Genomic DNA, 24,346 nt, shown 5'->3' with positions numbered 1-24,346 from the left:
CTTTTCGCCTTGGGCAGTGGTGTCGGGCCATACAAAGAGAAAAGCGATCATGCGCTTAACTCTTCGTAATCAGAATTTTACGGATTCTGGTAGAGACCCCCACACCTTATCAGTGGGGTTATACGAAGCAACAGTTGTGTGTTCCACTTTATATCGGAACATGGTTAATGATAACCGATTGAGAGAAAAACGCCAATTTTCAGCAAGCTGCGTAAATGAAGGGTAAACCAAAGGAAGGGCAGAACAACGTAAGCCGCAAGAGCGGACAAACAAAAGGCCGGCCCTATGGCCAGCCTTATTAATCATCAAGGAGTGATCCTTAGTTGTTGCTGTGCAGCTCGCTGTTCAGCTCAACCGCAGATTTGTTCGCCAGACACTCAACCTGACCGGTTTGAGAGTTGCGACGGAACAGCAGGTCAGAAACGCCAGCCAGATCACGTGCTTTGACGATTTCAACTTCGTTGCCCTGGTTATCCAGCATGCGCACTTTCGTGCCTGCCGTTACATACAGACCCGATTCAACCGTACAACGGTCACCCAGCGGGAAGCCCAGACCAGAGTTGGCGCCCAGCAGCGAGTTTTCACCGATAGAAACCACCACTTTACCGCCGCCAGACAGGGTACCCATGATAGACGCGCCGCCGCCGATATCCGAGCCGTTACCGACCAGTACGCCAGCAGAGATACGGCCTTCAACCATGCTCACACCGGTGGTGCCAGCGTTGAAGTTGATGAAGCCTTCGTGCATCACTGTGGTGCCTTCGCCGACGTGCGCGCCAAGACGGACACGAGACGTGTCAGCGATACGGATACCAGTTGGCACCACGTAATCCACCATTTTAGGGAATTTGTCTACACAATCGACGCTCAGAGCACGCCCAGCCAGGCGCGCTTCGATTTGACGATCAGCCAGTTCAGGCAGGTCGATAGGACCTTCGTTCGTCCATGCGATGTTGTGCAGCAGACCGAAGATACCATCCAGGATGATGCCGTGTGGCTGAACCAGGCGGTTTGAGATCAGTTGCAGTTTCAGGAAACCTTCTGCCACGCTCTGTGGTTGCTCGTCTGCTGCCAGTACAACCAGTACCAGTGGCTGCGCTGAAGCGGCGGCTTTTTCTGCAAATGATGCATTTGCTGCCTGCTCGTTGGCGGCGAAAGCTTGTGCCAGTTGGGCACTCTGCTCTGCGCTGATTTCGATGGCCTGGTTACCTGCGCTGTAGCCTGCAACCGCTGCTACATCGGCAATCAGCTTGTCGCTTGGGTTCAGAATTGGGGCAGGGAAGAAAGCTTCAATGATTTTACCGTCGCGGTTTTTGGTCGCGCTGCCAAAGCCAAGTGCAAAGTTTGCCATGTTGGTCTCCATAAACTTTATAATTAGTAATCCGGTTTACAGCAGGTTGAGCGCTGCTGTCTGTTTAAAAATGATTCGCTCAAAACGATTAAGCTCATCATAAAGAGAGTCACCCGGTGAGGAAAGTGCAAAGCGGGGATCCGTCCGTAGAACGATACTTTTTGTCTGATGAGAGACATATCTCTTTAGATGGAATTAGCCGGTAGTTATGCTGGTTTTGCGTGTTAATTGCATGATAAAAATAAAAAAACCGCTACCGGTTTACCCGCTAAAGCCGAAAAGCAACGACTTAAGCCGGAAAACAACAACAGCGGTTTGGGATTGGATTAAGCGGCGTCGTCGACAGCTTGATCGTCTTTGACGGCTTTAGGTTTCTTTGGTGTCGGTTTACGTTTGGCACCCAGGGCATACAGAACTTCTTCTTTGTTCTGGGCCAGATACATGGCCAGCTCTTCCTGTTTGCTTTCGTCTTCTACCAGTTCACTTTTACCCAGCAGTTCGAACAGCTCGTCCGCCATGTCCAGCATTTTGTCATATGCGTCAGCTTCGGCTTTCGAGGTAAAAGTCATTTTCTCTTCTCCGTTGCGTTCCACCACGTACTTAACGATGACAGCCATGGTTCATCCTCTACATTTTGCTAATAAATTACTGGCTTTTTATACAGTTTTTGCAATCAGAAGTCCAGCCACAGTGCGAAAACTGTGGCGTGTGCTTAAGTGCGGATGAACAGTCTGAATCAGCCTTGCCAGTGATGGCAGAATTCGATGAAACGTTGCAGCAGCGGGCTCTGGTATTTCTCTTTATGTACCAGGACCCAGAAGCGGCGTTTCATGTCGAGCGGGACATTGAGCACCTTGATGCGGCCATCATTAATGGCGCTTTTGGCGGCAAGGCGCGACAGGCAGCCAAAGCCCAGTCCGGCCGAAACGCTGTTGATCAGCGCTTCGGTGGTATTGAGTTCAAACGCTTCATGCCACTGTTCGATACGCGGCGCAATCGCGCGCAGGAAAAACTCACGTGAGCCTGAGCCCGCTTCACGCAGTACCCACTCACTCTGCTCGAAATCACGCAGCAATACTTTGTCCTGTGCAGCCAGCGGATGATGCGGCGCGCAGACGATGCACATTTCATCCTGGCTGAACTGGGTCGACATCAGTTGCGGGTGCAGGGTTTTCCCCTCAATCAGTGCAATATCCAGCTCATAGTCGACCAGTTTCTCGCAAATCAGTGCCGAATTGCCAATAAACAGGCTTTGTGAATGATGGTCAAATTTATCCCGGAAGGCACTGAGCAGATAGGGCGCGACCTGATTGCCAATCGTATCACTGGCACCGATACGTAACTGGCCGGACAGGGTCTGGTTGTCGTTAAACAGTTGGTCGAGATCTCTGGCGCGGCTGAGCAGTTCATCGGCCAGCGGCAGCAGTTTTTGCCCTTCCTGGTTGAGGATCAGGCGGTTATTGACCCGGTCAAACAGCGCGTGGCCGAGCTGTTTTTCCAGCTCCGATAACGCCATGCTAACCGCAGCTTTGGACAGGAACAGCATCTCGCTGGCGGCAGTCAGGGTTTTATATTGGGTGACGGTGGTAAAGACCCGCAATTGCTTGAGCGAAATATTGGCAGCCATAGGTTTAGTTGTGTTTAACATCAATCAGAATAGGTTCAGTATATCTGACCGGTTACCAGCACGGCAAATTGCGTATTGCTTAACCCTTTGCGCACTCTATCCCGTACAGCCGGGCATGCTTATGATAATCTGAATATTATTATGGTTAGAGCTGCGTGAGTGCCTTGTGTTTACCGTTTACCACTCCAATAAAGTTGATACGCTGAAAATCCTGCTGGTGCATCTGATTAAAAATGATCCGCTGGCCAATCCCTTTGCCAAAGAACAGATTCTGGTGCAGAGCCCGGGGATGTCGCAGTGGCTGAAAATGGCTTTGGCGCAGGAGCTGGGCGTGGCCGCCAATATTGATTTTCCGCTGCCGGCCACCTTCATCTGGGAGATGTTTACCCATGTGTTGCCGGACGTGCCCAAACGCAGTGCTTTTAACAAAGAGGCGATGACCTGGAAGCTGATGGAGCTGTTGCCGGGCATGCTCGACCAGGACGAATTCGTGCCGCTGCGCCGCTATCTGCAGGATGACAGCGATCAGTCCAAGCTGTATCAGCTGGCGGAAAAAATCGCCGATATCTTCGATGGCTACCTAGTGTACCGTCCCGACTGGATTGCCAGCTGGGAAGCGGGGCTGGATGTGGCCGAAATCGACGGTGAACACCCGTGGCAGCCGCTGCTGTGGAAAGCGCTCTACGATTACACCCTGGAGCAGGGCCAGTCGCATTATCACCGTGCCAATCTGTATCAGAGTTTTATTGATGCGCTGGCCGCGCCTGGCCTCAGTCAGGAGTGGCTGAATAAACTGCCTAAGCGGCTGTTTATCTTTGGTATTTCGGCGTTGCCGCCGCGCTATATGGACGCACTGAAAGCACTCGGGGAGCACATCGATGTCCATCTGATGTTTACCAACCCTTGCCAGCACTACTGGGGTGACATTCGCGATCGTAAATATCTCGCCCGGGTCGAAAACCAGCGTCGCAAGCAGCTGGCGCTTGATGGTGACCGGGTCGAAGTCAGTGCGGAGGTCTCACCGCTCAAAGGCAGCCTGGATGACTATCCGCAGGAGGATGAACTGCACACCGCGCAGGCGGTGGGTAACAGCCTGCTCGCGTCGCTCGGTAAACTCGGGCGCGATAACCTTTATCTGCTGGCACAGAGCGAGAATGAAGAGCACGAACTGTTTATTGAGGTTGAGCGCGATAGCCTGCTCCATCAGCTGCAGGCCGATATTCTCCATCTCGCAGAGCATCAGGATGACCGTTTGCTGGAAAGCAGCGCGCATAAAGCGCAGGTGGCAAGCGGCGATCGCTCGCTGACTCTGCACGCCTGCCACAGTCCGATGCGGGAAGTGGAAGTGCTGCACGACGAGCTGCTGGCGATGTTTGACCGCGATCCGGACCTCAAACCACGCGACGTGATTGTAATGGTGGCAGATATCAACGCTTACAGTCCTTACATTCAGGCGGTGTTCGGTAACGCGCCGGGCGAGCGTTTTATCCCGTATTCCATTTCGGATCGTACCGCCGATCAGGAAAGCCCGATCCTCAACGCCTTCATGCAACTGGTCAATCTGCCTCAGTCGCGCTGTCTCGCTTCTGAGCTGCTGGAGCTGCTCGAAACACCGGCCATGATGGCGCGTTTTGCCCTCGATACCAGTGAATTCGAGATTGCCAAGCGCTGGGTGGAAGAGTCCGGTATCCGCTGGGGGCTGAATGACAGCACCGCGAGTGAGTTTGAGCTGCCGCCCACCGGCCAGAATACCTGGCAGTTCGGTATTGCCCGTATGTTGCTGGGCTATGCGATGCCGGCCTCGGCCGGTCTGTTTGATAATGGTGCGCAGATGCTGGCTCCTTACAATGAAGTGCAGGGCATGAGTGCCGAGCTGGCCGGTAAGCTGGCGCACTTTATCGACACCATCAGCCATTACCGCAGCGAGTTGGCCAAGACCCAGTCGATCGATGCCTGGCGTGAACGGCTCTCCGCGCTACTGGATGATTGTTTCAGTGTCGAGCTGGAAGGGGAGATGGCGCTTAAATCGATTCGCGATACCTTGGCGGCGCTGAAAGAGCAGCTCAGTGATGCCGGTTACCAGCAGGATATCGCGCCGGCTGTCATCAGCCAGTACCTGCACGATAAACTGTCCGGCACCCGGGTCAGTCAGCGCTTTTTGGCCGGCCAGGTCAATTTCTGTACCCTGATGCCGATGCGTTCGATTCCGTTTGGCGTGGTGTGTCTGCTCGGCATGAATGACGGCGTCTACCCGCGTTCGATGCCGCCGGAAGGTTTCGATTTGATGAATGGCCGTACCCGTCCCGGCGATCGCTCACGGCGTGATGATGACCGTTACCTGTTCCTGGAGGCGATGTTGTCGGCCCAGCAGACCTTGTACATCAGTTACGTCGGCCGTTCGATCCAGGATAATACCGTGCGCGTGCCGTCAGTACTGGTCAGTGAGCTGCTGGAGTATTGTCAGCAGAATTACTGCCTGGCGACTGACAGCGCATTGCCGTGTGACGAATCGGGCCAGCGTCTGGTGGATCAAATCCATTTCAGCCATGCCATGGTGCCATTCAGCCCGCAGGCGTTTTTGTCTGATGTCGGCAGCTACGCCCGTGAATGGTTACCGGCTGCACTGCGCCAGGGCCTGCCGGGCGGTCAGTTTCAGCGTGCGCTGGAGGATTACCTGCTCGATGTGGTTTATCCGCTCGAGCTGGATCTGGTTGAGCTGCAGCGTTTCTGGCGTTTGCCGGTGCGCTATTTTTTCAACCGCCGTCTTAAAGTGGTGTTTGAGCCGCCGCTGCCGGTGATGGAAGATGATGAGCCGTTTGCCCTCGGCGGGCTGGCCAGCTATCAGCTGCGAGATGCGCTGCTGGAAAACCTGCTCGGTGCGGCGGATGAAGAGAAACGTCAGGCAGTGCTGGCTGAGTTTAATCAGCAGCAGCGCGCCCAGGGTAAACTGCCGGTCGGCGCCTTTGGTGAGCTGGAATTTGAAACCAACCGGGTTCAGGCGGAAGAGCTGGTGGAAAAAATCCATGACCTGTGTCAGGCGCCGCTTGATGACCGCGAGGTCAACCTCACGCTGGATGGACTGGGCGAATCGCGCCCGGTGCAGTTAACCGGCTGGCTGACCCGCTGTTTTCAGTCGGGGCTGGTGCGTTATCGCAGCGGCTCGATTCGCTCGCAGGACATTCTCGCTGCCTGGATTGATCATCTGGCCGCTGCCTCCATGGGGCACAGGGTGACCACCCATTTGATCGGTTATGACCGTAAAGAGGGCGTGGTGCACCAGGTGCTGCCGCCGCTCGGTGAATCGGCTGAGCAGAGTCAGAGCCTTGCGACGGCGCAGCTTAATGAATTGGTGCGCTTGTTCTATCAGGGTATGACCGAGCCGCTGCCTTATTTCCCTAAAACGGTGCAGGCGGGTATTGAAGCCGGCTTCAGCCGCGGCAAGTGGGTGGATGACGAAGAGAAAGCACTGAAGAAGATGGCAGATACCTTTAATGACGGCTTTATGAGTCATGGTGAAGGTAACGATGCTTACATTGCGCGCTTATGGCCGCAATGGAATGAGGAACTGGCGCAGCAGGTACGTATGCTGGCAAGCCTGGTGTTTCAGGCGCCAAGGCTGCAACTGACAGACAGTGCGGAGAGAGAGTAATGGGCAAGAGTGGGTGGCCGCCAGAAAATCATTATAGTGTAGGGCGTTCGCTGTACGGCCACAGGTCAGAGGGACCATTATTCGTTTGTTTAAAGCAGTAGTCGTTTGAAACAGTAGTCGTTTGAAACAGAATGCGGTGGAGTGCGAGCTCACCGGATGGTGTTTGGCGGGCTTGCATCAATGGGGTGCAGTATAGTGTGCCAACTTGGTGCGTATCGTGAGTCAGATCTCATTACCTTGCGCTAAAACAAAAATTTACATAAATACATACATTTTTATAATTTGGATCACATAATCCTCTGTTTACCCGGCAGCGGAAATGGGTGGTCAATCATCAACTGAGGATGCACCAGACCATGAGTGTCACTTCCCACATCACGGCAACACCGCTGGAAACCATGCGTTTTCCCTTGCATGGCGCCCGTTTGATTGAAGCATCTGCCGGGACTGGTAAAACCTTTACCATCGCCGGTCTCTATCTGCGTTTGTTGCTGGGGCACGGCCATGAGGCCGGATTTGACGGACTGGACGAAGCAACCCGGCATGCGGTGCCGCTGACGGTTGACCAGATCCTGGTGGTGACTTTTACCGAAGCGGCCACGGCCGAGCTGCGAGATCGGATCCGGGCCCGGATTCACGATGCGCGTCTGGCATTCAGCCGCGGGGTGAGCAGCGATCCTGTGATTGCCCCCCCTGCTTGAGGAAGTGAGCGACCACCGCCAGGCGGCCAGTCTGCTGCTCAATGCGGAGCGGCAGATGGATGAAGCCGCGGTGTATACCATCCATGGTTTCTGCCAGCGTATGCTGACCCAGAATGCGTTTGAGTCGGGCAGCCGTTTTAATAATGAATTTGTCACCGATGAAAGCCATCTCAAAGCTCAGGTGGTGGCCGATTACTGGCGGCGCCAGTTCTATCCGCTGCCGCTGCATCTGGCAGCCGAAGTGCGCCGCCTGTGGGCATCACCGGCGGCCTTGCTGGAGAAAATCGGCGGCTATCTGACCGGCTCGCCGCTTAAACTGACCACACCGGTGATGGACGGCGATCTCGCGGCCCTGCATCAGGACAATCTGCAACGCATCGAAGCGCTGAAAGCGCAGTGGCGTGCGGCGCAGGACGATATACATGACTGCATTGCCAGTTCCGGCATCAACAAACGCAGCTATACCAAAAAATCCCTGCCCCAATGGATTGAAACCGTGTCGCACTGGGCGGCGCAGCCGACCAGCGGTTATGACGTGCCGGAGCACTTAAAGCGCTTTGCCCAGAATGTACTGGCTGAGAAAACGCCCTCCGGCGCAGTGCCGCAGCACGAGCTGTTTGCGGCTATCGAACGTTTCCTCGCCCAGCCGGTGACGCTGGAAGCGCCGCTGCTGGCGCATGCGATTACCCATTGTCGTACCATGCTGGCGAAGGCCAAAGCGAGCAAACAGTGGTTGTCGTTTGATGATCTGCTGACGCAGTTATCGGCCTCGCTGGACGGCGATGAGCAAGGGACGCTGGCGGCCCGCATCCGCACGCTGTATCCGGTAGCGATGATCGATGAATTCCAGGATACCGATCCGCTGCAATACAGTATTTTCAGCCGCATCTATCTTGATTACCCGCAGTGCGGGCTGTTTATGATCGGTGACCCGAAACAGGCGATATATGCTTTTCGCGGCGCGGATATCTTTACCTATATCCGTGCCCGTAATCAGGTAAGTGCTCACTATACGCTCGGTACTAACTGGCGCTCGAGCGCGGATATGGTGGCCGCCGTTAACCAGGTGTTTGAACGCCCGGACAGCCCGTTTATTTACGACGACGATATTCCGTTTCTGCCGGTGCAGCCGAGCCCGAAAGCCGCGCAGCGTGGCTGGTTACTTGATGGTCAGGCGCAGCCGGCGCTCAATTACTGGCATCTTGAGGCCGAAGCGCCGGTCACCAAAGGCAGTTATTTTGATGCCATGGCCAATGCCACCGCCAGCCAGATCCAGCATATTCTCAGCGCGGCCCAGCAGGGCGCCGCAAAGTTCAGTGACGGTGCGCAGATTGAAGCTGGTCATATCGCGGTGCTGGTGCGCACCGGTAATGAAGGGCGGATGATCAAAGAGGCACTGGCCAGACAGGGCATTGCCAGTGTCTACCTTTCCAACCGCGATAGTGTGTTCAGCAGTGCGGTGGCGGCGGATCTGCAGCGTTTGCTGCAGGCGGTGCTGACACCGGAAAATGATCGCGCGATGCGTGCCGCGCTGGCTTCGCCCTTGTTTGCGCTTAATGCCGAGCAGTTGGATGCGCTCAATAACGATGAGAATGAGTGGGAAAACGCGGTCAATGAGTTTAAGCAATATCGCCAGTTATGGATCGATCGCGGCGTGTTGCCGATGCTGCGTAGTGTGCTCAGTCTGCGTCATATCGCTGAACGTTGGCTGGAAGAAAGTGATGGCGAGCGCTTACTGACAGATTTTATGCATCTCAGTGAATTGTTGCAGCAGGCGACGCAGGAGATTGACAGCGACCACGGTCTGCTGCGCTGGCTGGCGCAGTCGATTGTCGATGCCGAGCAGGGGCTGGGCGGCAGTGATGAGGCGATTCAGCGCCTTGAGTCGGAGCGGAATCTGGTTCAGATCGTCACCATTCATAAATCGAAAGGCCTGGAGTATGAGCTGGTGTTTCTGCCGTTTGTGCTCAGTTACCGCGAAGCGAGTGAAGGGAAATATTATGATGCGGCGAGCGGTGAGACTTTGCTGGATATCACTGCCCAGGACGCTTCGTTGCAGCAGGCTGACAAAGAGCGCCTGGCAGAAGATCTGCGCCTGATTTATGTGGCGCTGACCCGTGCGGTGTACGGCTGTTTCATCGGCCTGGCACCACTGCGCAATGGCCGTTCAAGCAAAGAGCCGACCGGGGTACACCAAAGCGCGATGGGTTACCTGCTGCAAAATGGTGAGCAGGGTGGGCTGGATTTGCTGCGCAGCAGCGTGCAGCAGCAGGTCGATGCGCTGGCCTGTGTCGCTGCGAGTGAGCCGCCTGAGCTGCCGCCGCAGCCGTTTGTCGCCCGCGAGGAGAGTCTGCCTGAGCTGAACGCGCGTACGCTGAGCCGCGAGATTGACCGTTTATGGCGCATCACCAGCTACTCCGGCCTGGTCAAACAGGGCAGTCACAGCCATGATGCCACGCTGGAAATCGGCGGTTTCGATGTGGATTCGGCCGATGAACATGATGAGGAAGGGCTGCCGGAACCGGAGCGCTCAATTTTCACCTTTCCGCGCGGCGCCCAGCCGGGCACCTTTCTGCACTCGCTGTTTGAGGAGGTGGAATTTACCCAGCCTGCCGGCAGTGAGTTGAATACCCAGGCTATCAGCGACTTGATGGAGCGCGAGCAGGTCGGCAGCGAGTGGCTGCCAGTGTTGCAGCAGCTGGTCGATACTGTGCTCAGCACGCCGCTGGACGGTAAAGCGCTGCGTCTTAATCAGAAATCGCCGGAGCAGCGTCTGACCGAAATGGAATTTTTACTGCCGATCGAAGTGCTGAGCGCAACCGCGTTGAACCGGGTGGTGCAGCGTCACGATCCGCTGTCGGCTCAGGCCGGTGACCTCGGCTTCTATACCGTACAGGGCATGCTGAAAGGCTTTATTGACCTGGTGTTTGAACATCAGGGCAAGTATTACGTGCTGGACTGGAAATCCAATCATCTCGGTGATGATGTGGCCGCCTATCATGGCGCGCGCCTGCAGCAGGCGATGGCCGAGCACCGCTATGATTTGCAGTACCAGCTCTATGCCCTGGCGCTGCACCGTTTTCTGCGCAGCCGGATTGCCGATTATGACTACCAGCGCCATTTCGGCGGGGTATATTATTTGTTTTTGCGTGGCATGGATGGAGAATCGGATCATGGTATTTTCAGCGCCAGACCGAGCCAGGCGATGCTCGAGGAACTGGATGATTTGATTCGTGGATTAGAGCCGCAAAGCCGAACCACCTCTGCCGGGCAGATGGAGCTTGATTTATGATGACCTTTGATGAGGTACAAACCACCTTACAGCAGCTAAGCCAGCAGGGCGGGCTGCGCCAGATCGATTACCAGTTCGCGCGCTTTATAACCGCGCAGTGTCCGGCCGGACAACTGAGTGAGGCGCAGCGCAGTGTACTGCTGCTGGTGGCGGCAGCGGTCAGCGCAGAGCTGGGGCGCGGTCATATCTGCCTGCCGCTGCGTGATGAGCAGGGCAATGCACTGGATCTCGCCGCCCGGCTCGGCTTGTTTGGGGATGCCGCGCTGCCGCTTAATCAGTTATGGCTGGCCTGTGACTGGGCCGAGCTGGTTAAGCAGTGCACTTTGCTTGGCGCGCAGGGCGAAGCGGTGCCGCTGATGTACGACGGTGAACGGCTGTATCTGCATCGTTACTGGCACTATGAAGTGACTCTGGCGCAGCGCTTACAGAGCTTTGGGACACCCATGATCCTAAAGCCTGCGGAGGTCGATAATCTGCGTCTGCGGCTGGATAATCTGTTTGCCCGTGACTATCGCTTTTTGCATCAGGCGCTCAGCCCGGATCTCAATCAGGTCGCGCGCCAGCGTCTGGTGTGTGACCTGTTGGATGTGGTCGATGAGGGAGCACTGGATTGGGACGCGATTGATGCCAAGTTGCAGGGGGCGCCGCGCCTGACGGATTTGAACGTGCTGGACAGCTTAGTGCCGCAGGCTCACTGCCTCAACTGGCAGAAAGTGGCGGCGGCGATTGCGCTGACGCGCCGTTTTGCGGTGATTTCCGGCGGCCCCGGCACCGGTAAAACCACCACGGTGACCAAACTGCTTGCGGCGCTGATCAGCCAGTCGCAGCAGCAGGGCCATATTCCGGCCATCAAGCTGGTGGCGCCGACCGGTAAGGCCGCCGCGCGGCTGACCGAGTCGATCGGCAAAGCTGTCGCGGATCTAGCGGTGGAGCCGGAACTTAAAGCGCTGATCCCGACTGAATCGAGCACCATCCACCGGCTGCTGGGCGCTATTCCGGACAGCGCGGAGTTCCGTCATCACGCCGCTAACCGGCTGCACCTGGATGTGCTGGTGGTTGATGAAGCCTCAATGGTCGATTTGCCTATGATGGTCAAATTAGTCGATGCGTTGCCCGCACACGCGCGTCTGATCCTGCTTGGCGATAAAGACCAGCTTGCCTCGGTCGAGGCCGGTGCGGTGCTGGGCGATATCTGCTCTTTTCTGCAGCAGGGTTACAGTGCCGAACAAAGTCAGCTGCTGGCGCGCTTAACCGGATTTATGCCGGCGGCGCTTAACCCGCGTCAGGATGAGATTGCCGCAGGTGCCCGCGCAGCGGTCAGCGACAGTTTATGTATGCTGCAAAAGAGTTACCGCTTCGATGCCCGCTCCGGAATAGGCCAGCTGGCCAAAGCCGTCAACAGCGGTCAGGCAATGTGGATTGACCGGGTGTGGCAGCAAGATTTTGCCGACATTGCCCATTTTGCGCTCAGTGGTGAGCATTACCATCAGATGCTGCAGTCGCTGGTGACAGGTTATACGCCGTATCTGCAGCGCCTGCGTCAGCCGCTGCAAGCTGCGGAGTCCGATCGCGCTGCGGAGTCGATGGCCGATAAAGCGCGCGAGGTACTGACTTTGTTCAGTCAGACCCGCTTATTGTGCGCGCTGCGCGAGGGTGACTTTGGCGTCACCGGACTTAACGTGCGGATTGAGCGCGCTCTGGCGGCACGCAAACTGATCAAAGTTCAGGATGAGCTCTGGTACAGTGGCCGCCCGGTGATGGTGACCCGCAATGATCACGCTCTGGGATTATATAACGGCGATATTGGTATCTGCCTGCGCGATGAGCAGGACGATCAGCAACGGCTTAAAGTCTATTTTGAGCTGCCGGACGGCAGCGTAAAAGCGGTCTTGCCAAGCCGGGTTCCTCTGCATGAAACCGCCTATGCGATGACGATTCATAAATCCCAGGGCAGTGAATTTGATTTTACTCTGCTGATTATACCGCCGGAATTCAGCCCGATCCTGACCCGTGAGCTGGTCTATACCGGTATTACCCGCGCCAAGCGTCGTTTGGCACTGTATTGTGATATGGGCGTGATGAAGCGGGCGATCAAGCTGAAAACCCAGCGTGCCAGTGGTTTGGTGCAGCGTTTAAGCGCGTCCTGAATTTTGCTGTATCGCGCTGGGAAAAACAAACAGGCAGCCCTTGGGCTGCCTGTTAACTATTGGGTCAGTGACTATGTCTTTAATGGCTACATTGAGTCAGTCAGGCACCTTTACCGCGTCAGATAAACGCTTTGGTAAAAGTAATAGTACGAATCTTGTAGCGTTGTTTTGATTCAAGGATAAACGTCCGAAGTTGCTCGCTTACCGGGAAAACGCAATGCACGTCCAACCCTTCCAGGAACTCGTTATCGGCCATATCCCAAAAGCTTTGCAGTGAGTTACAAATAACGGTTTTCATCTTAAGTTGCTCTTAACGACTGGTTGAGTGATAAAAGCAATCCATGCGCGTACTAAGCTTTGTCGCTTAGCTGATAATCCTGGGACTCCGCTTCACTTAAGCTGCAGGCTTCAAAGCCAGGTATTCAAATCGAAGTGATTGGAGTGCAACGTGCAGCAAAGGTCACCTGAATACAAAAGGTCACCGCAATAAAAAGGTGATGCCTGTCACGTTTGAGCGAATTTTACACAGTTATGGCAGGCTTGAAAAGTGTTGATTTTATAAACAAAAAGATGCAACGGATTGCATCTTTTTATATTGAGCTTTGCTCGAGCTATATACTGCTTTCATGGCAGTAATATAGATGAAAATTTCATTTAAGATTTAAAATTAAGATTTTTGAACGGCGCTGATAGTTGTACAGGCTCTGCTTGGCCATCGGCAGGCTCTCAACCCCGACTTCGGTAAAACCTTGCTCACGGAACCAGTGTAAGCTGTGAGTAGTGAGGACAAATAAACGCTCAATGCCCATCTGTTTGGCCTGGTGTTTCATGTGATTGAGCAGCAGCAGACCACGGTTACCATCACGGTACTCAGGATGGATCGCCACACACGCCATTTCGGCCATGCTCTCTTCCTGATACGGATAGAGCGCGGCGCAGCCAATCAAGAGGCTGTCTTTGTCGATGATGGTAAACTTATGAATTTCCTGTTCTAACTGCTCACGCGAACGACGTACCAGGATGCCTTGTTCTTCCAGCGGGCGAATCAGATCAAAAATGCCGCCGATATCGTCAATCTGAGCCTGACGCACCTGTTCGGCACTCGCCATGACGATTTGGGTACCGATACCGTCAAACGAGAACAGTTCCTGGATCAGAGCGCCATCTTCTTTGTAACTGATCAAATGACTGCGCGGTACACCGGCGCGGCAGACGGAAACCGCGGCACGCAAAAAGCGCAGGGTTCCGGTCGAATCATCGCTGGACGGATTGCTTTCTGATTCCAGACGCTGGACCAGTTTTTCAACCTCGGCCGGGAACAATTCGGCGATCGAGTTGCCTTTCTCATCGATGATGCCCTGCTCCGAGCAGAAGCCGATCAATTTATCCGCTTTTAATCTTATCGCCACTTGGGTCGCCACTTCTTCTGAGAGCAGGTTAAAACACTCACCGGTGACAGAGCTGGCAATCGGACCCAGCAGTACAATTGAGCCTTGATCTAGGGTACGGTTAATCCCGTCGATATCGATGCGGCGGATACGACCACTGTGGCAGTAATCAATGCCGTCATCCACGCCGAGCGGCTGGGAGATGACAAAGTTCCCACTGGCGACATTGAGCTGAGTGCCGGCCATCGGGGTATTGTTGAGGCTCATCGACAGGCGGGCGGTGATCGCCAGTTGCAACTGACCGGCAGCCTGCATAACCAGGCCGAGTGCTTCTTCGTCGGTGATGCGGATACCTTTGTGGTAAGGCGTGGTGTGATTATTCGCTTCGAGGATTTGATTGATCTGAGGACGGGCACCATGCACCAGGACGATTTTGACTCCCAGGCTGTGCAGCAATGCCAGGTCGCTGATGATATTAGTGAAGTTTTTATCAGCAATCGCTTCACCACCCACCATGACCACCATGATTTTGCCACGGTGAGCGTTGACATAGGGTGCGGATTGTCTGAACCCCTTTACAAGGGCGGTACTACGAATTTTCACGGCCTGACACTCAAGTTGATTGTTTATTTATGTTTGAATAATGACTTTTTATTCACCTGTAAACAAGTGTTTTTTTGCTTTCAGCTTAAAATATCATCTTGATGTGACAGAGCCGGGTCGGGCCGGTTATCCCGGTCAGTGAAATGGTGGCCTCGGCTGCCACATTATGCAACTCAAAATGGAATAACATGTCAGATAATGAGGCTTGCGCAGCGCTTTTTGCCGCGTTGCGCTCTGTGCAGCGCAAAACCGTTGAGCGTTGTTTACTAACGATTGCGGTGGCAGGCACTGTGCTGGTTCTGCTGCTGTACGGCAATCTGTTCAGTCAGTTGGCATCCTTGACCCAGCCGCCGAAAAGCACTCTGTACGGCGTGTGGAAAGAAAAAGATGTCGCGCCGTATCTGGCGCAAACCATCGAAATCCGGCCGGATGTCGTGTTAATGGATGGCCGGGTGGTGACGACCCGCTATGACTATGACGGGCACTCGCTGCGTTATCGGGTCGGTGGCCAGGCTTATCTGTTTCAGATGCGAAATGAGGATCACACGGAAATGAGGTTAGCTTCGTCAGCGCACTATAATCCGACTTTTCAATTGTCAGCGCCGGCGGGGCAATTGTCAGAAAATGACAAAAAACATCTTCAGTAACCATTCCTGAATTGCGCTTGTGAGCGGAGTTTGTCATCCTTTTGCCTAACTCAGCAAATGGACTAACTCCAGTGACAAAACGTTTATTTTCCTATCTTTCTCTGGCGCTGCCGGTAGCGCTGCTTGTCGGCTGTGCCCAGCCGACTGATCGCGCCCAGCAGTACCTAGATCCCGAATTTGCCCAGCCACTGAATCAGGTCGCTGACGTACACTCCAACTCGCCACGTGATTTTACCGAGTTTGCCAAGCAGAGTGAGGCGGTGGTGACGAAATCGCCTTCGATGGCGGCGATGTACGGCCCGTTGTACGAGCAACTGAGTGAGTGGGCGATGCAAAGCGGCGATCCGCAGACTCTGGCTCAGTTTGGTATTCAGGCTGCACAGATGGGCGGCGGTGATAAGAAAGGCAATGTGTTGTTCACCGGTTATTTTTCGCCGGTGATCGAGCTGCGTCACACTCCGGATGACGAGTTTCATTTTCCGGTCTATGCCAAACCGGATTGCAGTTCAGACTGCCCGACCCGTGAGCAGATCTACGCTGGTGCACTGCAAGGTCAGGGGCTGGAATTAGGCTACGCTGCCAACCGGATTGATCCGTTTATTATGGAAGTGCAGGGCAGTGGCTTTGTCCATTTCGGCGATGACGACACGCTGGAATATTTCGCCTATGCCGGTAAGAATAATAAAGCGTACGTGAGTATCGGCCGGATTCTGATTGAGCGTGGCCTGGTCGAACGTGACAAGATGTCGCTTAAAGCGATTAAAGACTGGGTGCTGGCCAACGATGACGCTACGGTTAAAGAGCTGCTGGAGCAGAATCCGTCGTATGTATTTTTTGCCCCGCGCGCTGCGGCGCCGGTGACGGGTAGTGCCGGGATCCCGCTGCTGCCGATGGCTTCGGTGGCCGCAGATCGCTCGCTGTTACCGATGGGCACGCCGATTCTGGCCGAAGTACCGCTGCTGAATGCCGATGGCAGCTGGTCCGGCGCTCATCAGCTACGCCTGCTGATTGTGCTCGATACCGGCGGTGCGGTAAAACAGAATCACCTCGATCTGTACCACGGCATGGGGCCGCGTGCCGGGACCGAAGCCGGCCATTACAAACACTTTGGCCGGGTATGGAAACTGGGGCTGGAAAACAGTCCGACACAAGCACCTTGGGCTACACCGCCAGAGAAGTTACAATAGTCACCCGGCGGGCTTGCCCGGCTAGACTTTTGGTTAAAGAGTGCGTATAAATCGCACTCTTTCTTTTTTGAACCCTTTGATTGTGGATGGTCCGGAGCCAATAGACGGCGCGTAAATGTCGCCGATCGTGTGGTAATCCGGACATTTCCTGTTGTGGATGATTAGTATGCGCGAACTCGATACCCCAGCCTCTGACAGTTATAACCAGCGTTTTGGCGGCACACGTCGTTTGTACGGCAACAGCGAAGTGGACATTCTGCGTGCGGCCCATGTGTGTGTGATTGGTATTGGTGGTGTGGGCTCTTGGGCGGTGGAAGCGCTGGCGCGCTCCGGAATTGGTGAACTGACCCTGATCGATATGGATGATGTGTGCGTCACTAACATCAACCGTCAGATCCACGCCATGAGCGGTACGGTCGGTCAGAGCAAAATCGAAGTGATGGCCGAGCGGGTCAGACTGATCAATCCGGAATGCAAAGTGAACCTGATTGACGACTTTATTACTGCCGATAACCAGCATGAGTACCTGAGCAAAGAGTACGACTATGTACTGGATGCAATCGACAGCGTTAAAGCGAAAGCTGCGCTGCTGGCTTACTGCCGCAGCAATAAAATCAAGGTGATCACGACTGGCGGGGCTGGCGGTCAGACCGATCCGACTCAGATTAAAGTCGCGGACCTGACCAGGACGATTCAGGATCCGCTGGCGAAAAAGATCAAAGACCGTCTGCGCCGTTTCCATAATTTCCCGACCAATCCGGCGCGTAAATTCGGTATTGATTGTGTGTTCTCCACGGAGCACCTTAAATATCCACAGGCAGATGGCAGTGTGTGCGCGGTCAAATCCAGTGCGGAAGGACCGAAACGTATGGACTGTGCCAGCGGCTTTGGCGCGGCGACTGTGGTAACGGCGACCTTCGGCTTTGTCGCGGTGTCACGCATTATCGAAAAACTGATTCAGAAACACCGCGCGTAACGGAGCCTTTATGTCTGATTATTCTTGGTCTGATTTTCCGGATTCGCCATTTGGCAGCGACATTCACAGCACTGATGTACTGGCAGTGATGCAGCAGATGAAAGGCTGGGAAGATCGCTATCGTCAGGTGATTCAGTGGGGTAAAAAGTTGCCACAGATGCCGGATGCGCTAAAAAGCGAGCAAGTGACGGTCGCTGGCTGTGAAAGCCAGGTCTGGCTGCTGGCGGCTCAGCAGGGCGATGTGTGGCACTTTTGCGCCGATTCGGATGCGCGCATCGTGCGTGGCCTGATCGCTCTGGTGATGGCGGCTTATGAAGGTAAAACCAGCGCCCAGATTCAGGCGTTTGATATCGATGATTACTTTGCCCGGCTGGGCCTGATTGCGCATCTCAGCCCGTCGCGCGGCAATGGCCTGAAAGCGATTGTTGAGCAGATTAAACATCTGGCGACATATCCCCTTCCTACTTGAAGCTGCAGCGGTGTTGGCTGCATTCGTTCACCCCAATCACATCGTGTCTCTATGTGATTGGGGATTCACTTATTTGCCGCCTACCTGCAACTCCAAGTTGTTTAGGTATAAGATTTTAGGATCCTGATTCCTGGTTCCTAAAACCCTTCTCCTCTCACTACAGCATATCGACTGCTTTTTCTATCGCTGCGATTAAGCGTTGCACTTCTTGCATCGAGTTATAAATCCCGAACGAGATCCGCACAGTGCCTTTGACAGCGAAGGCATCCATCAGCGGATGAGCGCAGTGGTGGCCGGCACGGACCGCAATGCCCTGCTGATCGAGCAGTGTGGCCAAGTCCTGATGATGGACACCGTCCATCACGATACTGAGAATGCTTGAGTCCGGCTGGTAGCCCAGCACCTGAATATCGTCCAGCTGCAGCAGCGCCTGATAGGTCGTGTGCTGCAGCTGATGCAGATGCGCTTCAACCTCGGTGCGCTCAAACCCGCAGTACCAGTCGATGGCCGTCGCCAGCGCAATCGCGCCGGCCACATTCGGCGTGCCGGCTTCAAATTTACCCGGCAGCTCGGCAAAGGTGGTGCCGTCAAACGAGACCTTCTCCACCATTTTTCCACCGCCGTGCCAGGGTGGCATCGCTTCCAGCAGCGCCAGTTTGCCATACAGCACGCCAATACCGGCCGGTGCATACAGTTTGTGACCGGAGAAGACATAAAAATCGGCGTCCAGCGCGGTGACATCGACCTCTTCATGCACGATGCCCTGCGCGCCGTCGACCACCACCACTGCGCCGGCCCGATGGGCGGCGTCAATCACCGCTTCAATCGGCTGGCGGGTGCCGGTGACATTGGTGATGTGGGCCAGCGCGACAATTTTGCACTGGTCAGACAGCAAGTGGTGGAAAGCATCCAGGCCAAACTCGCCATTGGTGGTCATCGGAATTTTGACCACCTTAGCGCCGGTCTGCTGCGCCACTATCTGCCACGGTACGATGTTGGCGTGATGCTCGGTTTCGCTGACCAGGATTTCATCGCCGGGTTGCAGAGTTGAACGGGCGTATGTCTGCGCAATCAGGTTAAGTGCTTCGGTCGCGCCCCGGGTCCAGATAATACTTTTACTGCTTGGCGCGTTGATAAAGCGGGCGATGCGTTCACGCGCGGTTTCAAACTGGCTGGTGGCATGCGCGGTCAGGCTGTGGCTGCCGCGATGCACATTGGCATTCTGCGCGCTGTAATAACGGCTGATGGCATCAATCACCACTTGCGGCTTTTGCGTGGTCGCCGCACTGTCGAGGTAGATCAGCGCCTGATCATTAATGGTTTGCTTGAGCGCCGGAAACTGGGCGCGAACCGCGGCAATATCCAGCATGTTATTCGATACCCAGTTTTTCATAGTTAAGCTGAGGCAGGGCAACCAGCGGAACGGCGACTTCACGCGCCAGCGCTTTTCCGGACAGCTGGACAATGATTTCGACCGCAAATTCCAGCGCCGTCCCCGGCCCTTGGCTGGTCAGCAGATTGTTGTTGACGTCATAGGTGACGCGGCGGTTCCGCCACAAGTCGGCGGGAATACACTGCTGAAAATTGGGATGACAGGTCATCAGCGCACCCGGATAAAGGTCGTGGTGCTGCAGGACCACCGCCGGCGCGGCGCAAATGGCGGCAACCAGGCGGCCATCGTATTTTTGCTGTCTGATGATCTCGACCAGCACAGTGCTGTCACGGAACACTTCTGCGCCGCCGACACCGCCGGCCAGCACCACGGCATCAAATTCATCATCGGCGACGTCGACCAGTTTGCAGTCGGCAGTCAGTGTCACGCCTCGGGACGCGCGCATGGTGAGGTGACCGTCGAAATCCGCGCTGGCTACCACAACCTGATAACCGGCCCGGACCAGAATATCAATCAGAGTGACGGCTTCCATCTCTTCCGTGCCCGGAGCGATAGGGATCAGAATGCGTTTTGTCATGCTTGGGTCCAACTTTGTTGTAAGGATTGAATGTGTTGATACAGTTGCTGGTTAACCGGTACGGCCAGACCATGCTGCTGCGCTTTGCGCACCACGTATCCGTTGATAAAGTCTATCTCGGTTTGGCGCTGATGGACAACGTCCTGATGCATTGAAGAGCGATTACGTGCCGTGGCGGCAATGACAAGATCGACGGTAGCGCGCAGCGCGTGTTGATCGACCGGAATGTGCTCCGCGCGCATCACAGCGGCAACTTCAGCAATGATGTTATCTAGCCGGGCGCGATAGCGAGGGTCGGCCAGCTCTCCATTACTGATTTGCTCAATCGCTGTCAGCGGGTTAATCGCACAGTTAATCGCGAGTTTCTGCCACAGGGCGTGCTCAATGTGTTGGTTCCAGCTCACCTGGGGCAGGGCATGCTGCAGCACATCACAGACAAACTCGCAGCGGGCACCCGGCGTATTAAAGGGCCCGATTTGAGTTTGCCCTTGCCCGGTATGCAGCACCTTGTCCGGCGCAGGTTTTAGCGCGCCATGCGTGGTGGTCGACAACAGCACAGGATAAGGCGCGAGGCGATCACTGAGTGCTTCCAGCGCTCCCATACCGTTATGCATAAACAGCAGGATGGTCTCATCGGCAATTTGCTCAAGCAGGGCAGGTAAAGCCGACGCGACTTGCCAGGCTTTCACCGTGATCAGTAACAAATCAGCGCGGTGCAGCGTGTCAGGCTGATTGTAGGCAAAATTGAGCTTGGGCTGCTCATCACATTGCAGCGACCAGTGTGTGGCGTTTTGAGTGCCCCACAGCGCCACCTGATGTCCGGCCTGGTGCAGATGCGTCGCCCACAGGCTGCCAATGGCACCGGGACCGACAATCACGATATTCATGCAAACAACTTCGGTTAAGGGTTTGCGCTAAGGATAATGCCCCGCGGAGCGAAAGCAATAAAAAAGGGCGCCGATTGGCGCCCTCTCAAAGCTTGAGCAGGATTTACTTAGAACTTGTAAGTTACTGCCAGGTAATGGCCGATACCGGTTGAGTCTGCAGTTGCAGATGCATCCCATGGCAGACCTTCGCCGTTTTCAAAGCCGTATACATCGTTGAACAGTTTCAGGCCATAACCCACTGCGAAGCGGTCTGAGTGCCAGTAAATACCGTTGAACATGTCAAAGCCAGTGCTAGACGTGTTGTATTGGCTCTTCATGCCAAATTGGTAATCGATGTAACCTTGGTATGCGATGAACGTACCGTTTTCGAAAAAGTAGAAAGGTTTGAACCAGTTAGTGGCAAAGTGGTAACCATTCCAGTCTTTTTTACCTGAATCGTAAGTTTTGTACAGGTTTACGCCTACTTTACCAAACCATGGCACCATCACGTCTGAACCCAGACCGATGTTCTGAGTGTTCAGACCGTCGCTACCGCCATCCCATTGGATCAGAGAAGCCAGATATAGCTCCTGTACCGGACCGAAAGACAGGTCTTTACCAGTCAGAGCGTCCAGAGAGACACGCGGTGCAAATTTCATAAAGATTTTATCACGACCGTACTTGTCGCTGCTTGTGTCTGAAGTCAGGTTGAAGATATCAACATAGCCGTAAAGATCGAAAATGCCTGAACGGCCACCGAATTCCATTTCCAGGTAATCGTGGCTTGAATCTTCGTCAGCGGCACCTTTCTCATTGAACGCACCCATAATGTTGAACTGCATCCACTTGTAATCGTTTTTGTGGATATCGCCATCTGAGTAGTCAGCTGCCAGAGCTGGTGCAGCGGATGCTGCCAGTAGACCAAGAGCTAAAAGTAATTTGCGCATAAGGGGGACTCTCTATGTATGTATTGATTCAGAAGAATAATTAATCACTGCTTCTTCCAATTGGCGGGAATGATAGCGACTAAAATCTCAATTAAAAGTGATACGGCGTGCAAAATTTAGCTTCTTTGGTGATCATGGTCACATTATTGTATTTTATTTACGGAACTTTTTTGTGTTACAAGGATTTGCATTTTATTTGTGATTTTTGTCACGCAAACGTTTGGGTTGAAGGATATTAAGCTTATTGAATAACCTAAACGCGTAGTCAGTGATCTGGGGTTTTGCAAATTGCGTATGCACAACAAACACACTTGGTTAGCAGATCAACTTCACATAGGCAGGAAATCCAGATGGAAGAGATAATGTTATTTCCGCTCAGTTCGGTTGTTTTACCCGAAGGTAAGATGAAACTGCGTATTTTTGAGCCAAGATACAAACGTATGGTGGCGGAATGCAGCAAAACCGCCAGCGGATTCGGGATCTGTTTGTTCGATAGCAAAAGCGCAGGAAAAGCAAATCCTCTTTCCGAATTTGGTACATGGGTGAAAATTGTCGACTTCGAAACGCTCGATGACGGCCTGCTGGGCATTACCGTGGTGGGAATGAAACGCTTCGTGATCCGCAAGATTCGGGTCGAGCACGACGGGTTGCGCCGCGCGAAAGTGGAATGGTTGGCGAACTGGCCAACCCAGCAAATGCCAGAGCGGGAAGTTTTCCTCAGTCAGCATCTGCAAAAGTTGTATCAGGAGTTTCCGCAGATCGGCAGTCTGTATGATCATCGTTTCTTTGATGATGCCAGCTGGGTCAGTCAGCGCTGGTTGGAACTGTTGCCGCTGTCTAACGGTCAGTTTGATGAACTGGCCCAGCAGGAAACCTGCCACAGCGCGCTGGCCTTCCTGAATCAGGCTATCGAAGCGTACGACGACTGACTCCCTCCAACGTGACCGACGGCCATCCGCACTAACAGAAAAAGCTGGCACTATAATGAAAGCAGGGTGCCTGACCGCTTTGCTGTGATCTGAATGGATGCTCAGCTCGTACAACAGGCGATAGGTGCAGGAAGGCCTAAATTTCAGGCCGTTAAGGACAGGACATCTCATGACTAATGTGAATCCACAAACCTTCAGCCGTCAGGACTGGACCAAGTGTATGGAGAAAGTGAAACAACGCGATAAGGAAGCTTTCGCAGTTATCTTTCATTATTTTTCTCCGCGGCTGAAACAGTTTGTTTTCAAGCATCTGGGTAACGAGCACGTCGCCGTTGAACTGGTTCAGGAAGCGATGACCACCGTATGGCATAAAGCCTATCTTTTTGATGGCTCAAAAAGTTCGTTATCGACCTGGGTCTACACCATTGCACGTAATTTGTGTTTTGACCTGATGCGTAAACAGAAAGGCAAGGAGCCTCATGTCCTTGCCGACGATATCTGGCCGGGAGATTTCTGCCCGCCTGACCTGGTTGAGCACTACGCTCCGGAGCATGAAATGCTCAAAGAGCAGGTGCTTAAATTTCTCGACACTCTGCCGGAAGCGCAGCAAAAAGTGGTACGTGCGGTTTACCTTGAGGAAATTCCTCATCAGCAGGTGGCCGACATGTTTGACATTCCGCTCGGTACCGTCAAATCACGCTTGCGTCTGGCAGTGGAAAAACTCAGAACTTCAATCGATGCGGAGCGGCTATGAGCTACCATCCAGATTTTTCATTACTTGAAGCCTATGCCCAAGGCTCTATCGATGCCATTCATGGCGTGTCTGTGGCCACTCATCTAGAGATGTGTCCACACTGCCGTCAGCAAACCCGGCAATTGGAAGAGCATTGCGGAGATGCACTGCTCAATTTAGAAATGACATCCAGTCAGGCATCCGCGGCGCCCACTGCCGATGCCCACTGGCAGCAGATGCTGGAGCAGATTTTTGCCAGTGATGCGCCTGCGCGGCCCAAGCTGACCCGGGCCAAAGCGCCGGTCGTGTCGGTCAACGGCCGTCAGATTGCCGTTCCACGGGCGCTGAAGCGCTTTGTGAGCGCCGACGCGAAATGGCGCAGTTATGGCGGCAAGGTGTTCAGCCTGGCGCTGCACAGTGATGACAACACGCACATGAATCTAATGTACATCAGTGCCGGTGTGAGTATTCCTCAGCATACTCATCTGGGCACGGAATCAACGCTGGTGCTGCACGGCGGGTTCAAAGATGAAGACGATCATTATGACGCCGGTGATTTCATTCTGCGTGATGGTAGTGTGCATCATTCACCCCAAACCGCTCAGGACCAGGACTGCCTGTGTCTGACGGTACTGACTGAGCCGATGCTGTTTACCCGTGGTGTGGCTCGGCTGTTTAATATGTTTGGCAAAGGGCTTTATCCATAAGAACTTTATCCATAAGAACGTTATATTCAGGGATTGTCTTGCTGGGATGTTAAGCCTAAAAGTCACCCTCCTGATTTGTTACTCCTGCTGGCCACTTTGTGGCCTTTTTTTTGTCCCGACCACACTTCTCTGGCATTTCTGCGCCGGGTTCAGTGTA

The 24,346-nt window shown here is 54.2% G+C and carries 18 protein-coding genes, 1 pseudogene and 1 riboswitch; of the genes and pseudogenes, 10 read left to right on the top strand and 9 right to left on the bottom strand.

The features are described from left to right. Positions 1-46: 46 nt before the first annotated feature. A riboswitch (purine riboswitch) is annotated at positions 47-146 on the bottom strand. Between the two features lie 173 nt (positions 147-319). From dapD to KNV97_RS15315, 3 genes are all read right to left on the bottom strand, one after another. Next, complete coding sequence (gene dapD / locus KNV97_RS15325; RefSeq protein WP_136483431.1) at positions 320-1,351, bottom strand: 2,3,4,5-tetrahydropyridine-2,6-dicarboxylate N-succinyltransferase; 1,032 nt, start codon at positions 1,349-1,351, stop codon at positions 320-322. Positions 1,352-1,677: 326 nt separating this feature from the next. Then, entirely contained in the window at positions 1,678-1,968 is a 291-nt protein-coding gene (locus KNV97_RS15320) for a YebG family protein (protein WP_136483432.1), read from the bottom strand. 119 nt (positions 1,969-2,087) lie between these two features. Next, on the bottom strand, positions 2,088-2,978 hold the full coding sequence (locus KNV97_RS15315) for a LysR family transcriptional regulator (protein ID WP_136483433.1): 891 nt from the start codon (positions 2,976-2,978) through the stop codon (positions 2,088-2,090). Positions 2,979-3,144: 166 nt separating this feature from the next. On the opposite strand from KNV97_RS15315, the gene recC reads away from it, so the two are divergent. The 3 genes and pseudogenes from recC (at position 3,145) to recD (ending at position 12,767) form a co-directional block, all read left to right on the top strand. Next, the gene (gene recC / locus KNV97_RS15310; protein WP_218562266.1) at positions 3,145-6,627 is read left to right on the top strand and encodes an exodeoxyribonuclease V subunit gamma; all 3,483 of its coding nucleotides are present in this window, start codon (positions 3,145-3,147) and stop codon (positions 6,625-6,627) included. A gap of 356 nt (positions 6,628-6,983) precedes the next feature. Further along, positions 6,984-10,620, top strand: a pseudogene (gene recB, locus KNV97_RS15305) (exodeoxyribonuclease V subunit beta). Further along, a complete protein-coding gene (gene recD, locus KNV97_RS15300; RefSeq protein ID WP_218563440.1) occupies positions 10,620-12,767 on the top strand; it encodes an exodeoxyribonuclease V subunit alpha in 2,148 nt (715 codons plus the stop codon). The pseudogene recB and the gene recD overlap by 1 nt, the downstream one beginning before the upstream one ends. 118 nt (positions 12,768-12,885) lie before the next feature. Here the strand turns inward: recD and KNV97_RS15295 are convergent, their stop codons facing one another. After that, complete coding sequence (locus KNV97_RS15295) at positions 12,886-13,065, bottom strand: hypothetical protein (protein ID WP_136483437.1); 180 nt, start codon at positions 13,063-13,065, stop codon at positions 12,886-12,888. 352 nt (positions 13,066-13,417) lie between these two features. Next, positions 13,418-14,758 carry an amino-acid N-acetyltransferase gene (gene argA / locus KNV97_RS15290; protein ID WP_136483438.1) on the bottom strand — a complete coding sequence of 447 codons (1,341 nt, stop codon included), beginning with the start codon at positions 14,756-14,758 and terminating at the stop codon, positions 13,418-13,420. Between the two features lie 188 nt (positions 14,759-14,946). On the opposite strand from argA, the gene KNV97_RS15285 reads away from it, so the two are divergent. The 4 genes from KNV97_RS15285 to csdE all read left to right on the top strand — a co-directional run bounded on the left by KNV97_RS15285 (position 14,947) and on the right by csdE (position 18,037). Then, entirely contained in the window at positions 14,947-15,405 is a 459-nt protein-coding gene (locus KNV97_RS15285; protein WP_218562265.1) for a DUF2850 domain-containing protein, read from the top strand. A gap of 71 nt (positions 15,406-15,476) precedes the next feature. Next, the gene (gene mltA / locus KNV97_RS15280) at positions 15,477-16,592 is read left to right on the top strand and encodes a murein transglycosylase A (protein WP_136483440.1); all 1,116 of its coding nucleotides are present in this window, start codon (positions 15,477-15,479) and stop codon (positions 16,590-16,592) included. 166 nt (positions 16,593-16,758) lie between these two features. Beyond that, positions 16,759-17,568 (top strand): tRNA cyclic N6-threonylcarbamoyladenosine(37) synthase TcdA, encoded by an 810-nt coding sequence (tcdA, locus tag KNV97_RS15275; RefSeq protein WP_218562264.1) that lies wholly within the window; start codon positions 16,759-16,761, stop codon positions 17,566-17,568. A gap of 10 nt (positions 17,569-17,578) precedes the next feature. Then, positions 17,579-18,037, top strand: a complete 459-nt coding sequence (gene csdE, locus KNV97_RS15270) for a cysteine desulfurase sulfur acceptor subunit CsdE (protein WP_136483442.1) — start codon at positions 17,579-17,581, stop codon at positions 18,035-18,037. Between the two features lie 157 nt (positions 18,038-18,194). Here csdE and csdA read toward each other — a convergent pair whose 3' ends face one another. The 4 genes from csdA to KNV97_RS15250 form a co-directional block, all read right to left on the bottom strand. Beyond that, positions 18,195-19,406 carry a cysteine desulfurase CsdA gene (gene csdA, locus KNV97_RS15265; protein ID WP_218563439.1) on the bottom strand — a complete coding sequence of 404 codons (1,212 nt, stop codon included), beginning with the start codon at positions 19,404-19,406 and terminating at the stop codon, positions 18,195-18,197. Between the two features lies 1 nt (position 19,407). Beyond that, complete coding sequence (locus tag KNV97_RS15260) at positions 19,408-20,007, bottom strand: DJ-1 family glyoxalase III (protein WP_136483443.1); 600 nt, start codon at positions 20,005-20,007, stop codon at positions 19,408-19,410. Next, positions 20,004-20,894: a 2-dehydropantoate 2-reductase gene (gene panE, locus KNV97_RS15255; RefSeq protein ID WP_218562263.1), complete on the bottom strand. Its 891-nt coding sequence runs from the start codon at positions 20,892-20,894 to the stop codon at positions 20,004-20,006. The genes KNV97_RS15260 and panE overlap by 4 nt, the downstream gene beginning before the upstream one ends. 107 nt (positions 20,895-21,001) lie before the next feature. Further along, positions 21,002-21,820, bottom strand: a complete 819-nt coding sequence (locus KNV97_RS15250; protein WP_136483445.1) for a nucleoside-specific channel-forming Tsx family protein — start codon at positions 21,818-21,820, stop codon at positions 21,002-21,004. A 350-nt stretch (positions 21,821-22,170) separates the two neighbouring features. Here KNV97_RS15250 and KNV97_RS15245 point away from each other — a divergent pair, with 350 nt between their 5' ends. From KNV97_RS15245 to KNV97_RS15235, 3 genes are all read left to right on the top strand, one after another. Then, positions 22,171-22,749 (top strand): LON peptidase substrate-binding domain-containing protein, encoded by a 579-nt coding sequence (locus KNV97_RS15245; protein ID WP_218562262.1) that lies wholly within the window; start codon positions 22,171-22,173, stop codon positions 22,747-22,749. A 169-nt stretch (positions 22,750-22,918) separates the two neighbouring features. Then, positions 22,919-23,503, top strand: a complete 585-nt coding sequence (locus KNV97_RS15240; protein WP_136483446.1) for an RNA polymerase sigma factor — start codon at positions 22,919-22,921, stop codon at positions 23,501-23,503. Next, positions 23,500-24,189: a ChrR family anti-sigma-E factor gene (locus KNV97_RS15235; protein ID WP_136483447.1), complete on the top strand. Its 690-nt coding sequence runs from the start codon at positions 23,500-23,502 to the stop codon at positions 24,187-24,189. The genes KNV97_RS15240 and KNV97_RS15235 overlap by 4 nt, the downstream gene beginning before the upstream one ends. Positions 24,190-24,346: the final 157 nt, after the last annotated feature.

Origin of the sequence: Vibrio ostreae (assembly GCF_019226825.1) — a bacterium.
Taxonomy (GTDB): Bacteria; Pseudomonadota; Gammaproteobacteria; order Enterobacterales; family Vibrionaceae; genus Vibrio; species Vibrio ostreae.
The sequence above is the reverse complement of the archived record's forward strand: the minus strand, read 5'-3'. Positions and strand labels throughout refer to the sequence as shown.

What these genes read in the sequence shown, in the direction of transcription:
- KNV97_RS15320 (WP_136483432.1), bottom strand. Translation starts at nt 1,968, where the DNA reads ATGGCTGTCATCGTTAAGTACGTGGTGGAACGCAACGGAGAAGAGAAA.
- panE (WP_218562263.1), bottom strand. Translation starts at nt 20,894, where the DNA reads ATGAATATCGTGATTGTCGGTCCCGGTGCCATTGGCAGCCTGTGGGCG.
- csdA (WP_218563439.1), bottom strand. Translation starts at nt 19,406, where the DNA reads ATGCTGGATATTGCCGCGGTTCGCGCCCAGTTTCCGGCGCTCAAGCAA.
- KNV97_RS15285 (WP_218562265.1), top strand. Translation starts at nt 14,947, where the DNA reads ATGTCAGATAATGAGGCTTGCGCAGCGCTTTTTGCCGCGTTGCGCTCT.
- KNV97_RS15315 (WP_136483433.1), bottom strand. Translation starts at nt 2,978, where the DNA reads ATGGCTGCCAATATTTCGCTCAAGCAATTGCGGGTCTTTACCACCGTC.
- tcdA (WP_218562264.1), top strand. Translation starts at nt 16,759, where the DNA reads ATGCGCGAACTCGATACCCCAGCCTCTGACAGTTATAACCAGCGTTTT.
- csdE (WP_136483442.1), top strand. Translation starts at nt 17,579, where the DNA reads ATGTCTGATTATTCTTGGTCTGATTTTCCGGATTCGCCATTTGGCAGC.
- KNV97_RS15240 (WP_136483446.1), top strand. Translation starts at nt 22,919, where the DNA reads ATGACTAATGTGAATCCACAAACCTTCAGCCGTCAGGACTGGACCAAG.
- KNV97_RS15250 (WP_136483445.1), bottom strand. Translation starts at nt 21,820, where the DNA reads ATGCGCAAATTACTTTTAGCTCTTGGTCTACTGGCAGCATCCGCTGCA.
- KNV97_RS15295 (WP_136483437.1), bottom strand. Translation starts at nt 13,065, where the DNA reads ATGAAAACCGTTATTTGTAACTCACTGCAAAGCTTTTGGGATATGGCC.
- dapD (WP_136483431.1), bottom strand. Translation starts at nt 1,351, where the DNA reads ATGGCAAACTTTGCACTTGGCTTTGGCAGCGCGACCAAAAACCGCGAC.
- KNV97_RS15245 (WP_218562262.1), top strand. Translation starts at nt 22,171, where the DNA reads ATGGAAGAGATAATGTTATTTCCGCTCAGTTCGGTTGTTTTACCCGAA.
- recD (WP_218563440.1), top strand. Translation starts at nt 10,620, where the DNA reads ATGACCTTTGATGAGGTACAAACCACCTTACAGCAGCTAAGCCAGCAG.
- KNV97_RS15260 (WP_136483443.1), bottom strand. Translation starts at nt 20,007, where the DNA reads ATGACAAAACGCATTCTGATCCCTATCGCTCCGGGCACGGAAGAGATG.
- KNV97_RS15235 (WP_136483447.1), top strand. Translation starts at nt 23,500, where the DNA reads ATGAGCTACCATCCAGATTTTTCATTACTTGAAGCCTATGCCCAAGGC.